Origin of the sequence: Okeania sp. SIO3I5, assembly GCF_010672085.1 — a bacterium.
In the GTDB taxonomy this organism is placed as follows: domain Bacteria; phylum Cyanobacteriota; class Cyanobacteriia; order Cyanobacteriales; family Microcoleaceae; genus Trichodesmium.
The window spans coordinates 1-1,796 of the sequence record NZ_JAAHHT010000502.1 but is presented as its reverse complement, the minus strand read 5'-3'; the positions used below and the strand labels follow the sequence as shown (position 1 = coordinate 1,796).

General features: G+C 42.1%; 1 protein-coding gene. It reads right to left on the bottom strand.

Features of this window, described 5'->3' with window-relative positions:
• Window positions 1–166: 166 nt before the first annotated feature.
• Window positions 167–1,796 (bottom strand): DUF3987 domain-containing protein (locus F6K40_RS40020; protein ID WP_293145838.1); only part of this gene is annotated, 1,630 nt, incomplete at its 5' end.

The window sequence follows — 1,796 nt, the reverse complement described above, 5'->3', positions numbered from 1 at the left end:
TCTTAACAGTCGTGTGGGTTCAAGTCCCACCACCCCCACTGCTAAAATTCTTTCCTAGTTTGGGTTTTATGGTTTGGACTATAACTTTGTCTTGAAAGACTAATTACTATTAAACAGAAAAAAAAAGGCTATATTTGGCATTTTTGTGACAGTTTTTGTGACACGCTCAGTGAATTTTTCTAATATCACCAAACTGGACTCTCCTAACTTCTGGTTGTTCTCCTTTACGTATAGATTTCTCTACCCAAAGGCAATCCGACTCTACACTCTTGATACTCCAAATATTCTGGCTTCCATCACCCATTGCCTTAAGGCTAATTAATTTTCCTACTTTCAATTCTCCCCCCAGACTAATCTCCCATAGCCAGAGCTTAATTTTTTGACTCTGACGTACTTCATCTGGATCGGAGGAATTGGCCAGCAGTTCGTAAACTGTTCCCACATTTGGACTACCATATTCAGACCGAACTTCTGCCAGCTCCTCTCTGCTCTGGCAATTTTTCACTTTTTCAAATACTCCTAATTCTTCAGTAACAGAAGTTTCAGTAACTTCTAAGTTCGGCTGTACAGTAGAATTTGAAGTTGTGTTACTCGGCTTTTCGGTAGCTTGAATTTTTACTTCAGAAGCCTTTTGTACAATTGGTTCTGGAGAATTGTTATTAAACTCCAGTTCCTCAGTGACAGTTGCGGGCACAACTCTTTCTGGAAATGCCTCGAATTTAATCGTCTTTGAAGTAGTAACAGTTTGGCCATATCCCATTTCCTCTAATCTCCGAAAAAACTCGATCGCTTCCCCCCGGTTTTTGCACTTCCGAGTTTTGTATACCGCATCTCTGGGGGTAATCGCCTGGCCTTTTCTTAGAGCATACTCGTAAAGCTGAAACATTTTGCTTGGTCCAGAATTATCCATAATAGACAACAGTGCCTTGACTTGGGAAATTTGGTACAAGGCTCGCTCCTTAGCGATTTGGACAAATTTTTTCTCAACGATTTCTGAAGGCGATTGTCCTTGGGATACTGACCAAAGGATGTGGTACAACATTGTCCACCGGAGAATCTTCCCTGGCATTTTCCCATACTGGTAAATCATTGCTGGCTTATCAGCTCTCTGCTTCTGGGATTCGCAGTGATTATGACAGGTCTTAAATAGTTGGTAAGCATCTGGTGAAAGCCTAAAAGTCATGTCTGGTAATGAATCTATTGATTCATAAAGGTTGACTAAAAGAGGCGTTATATCGATCGCTACTTCGTTATCATCGTCCCAGTAGTGAGAAATATTTGGCAAGGTAGCAATGTTGTATCTGGCAAAAAGCCCTGTGGGATCTGAGCTAGAGATAATTTCAGATAAAACTTCCGGCTGAATCCCTCCCAGCAAACATTGATTTACTACACCACCAGGATAAATTTTACCTCTACGGACTACGGTGTCCATCAAACCATCGTAGGATTCTAAGAGTAACTGGGAATCCCCACCCTTGCCCCCTTTGTATTGACCTTGGGACTTCTGCTCTTTGGCCAATTCATCAAAGCATCTTAAAACTTTGGGATTGTGCTGGGCTAACTCCCTCATTCCTTCGGGGGTATAGTCCCCAGTGCTAAATACTCTGAGCTTTGGCTCTTGAGGTCTACTACCCCTGGTAGATCTGTCCTCCGCCTCCCAATCTGCTAAGTCTTTCTCATAATTGATTTTTTGTTGATTGTATAGCTCTGTGGCCTTTTCTTGCATTTTGGACAAAGGCTTTCTGGCGATCGCTTTGAATAGTGGGGATTTCTTTGATGCTGGCTCCCCAATGATA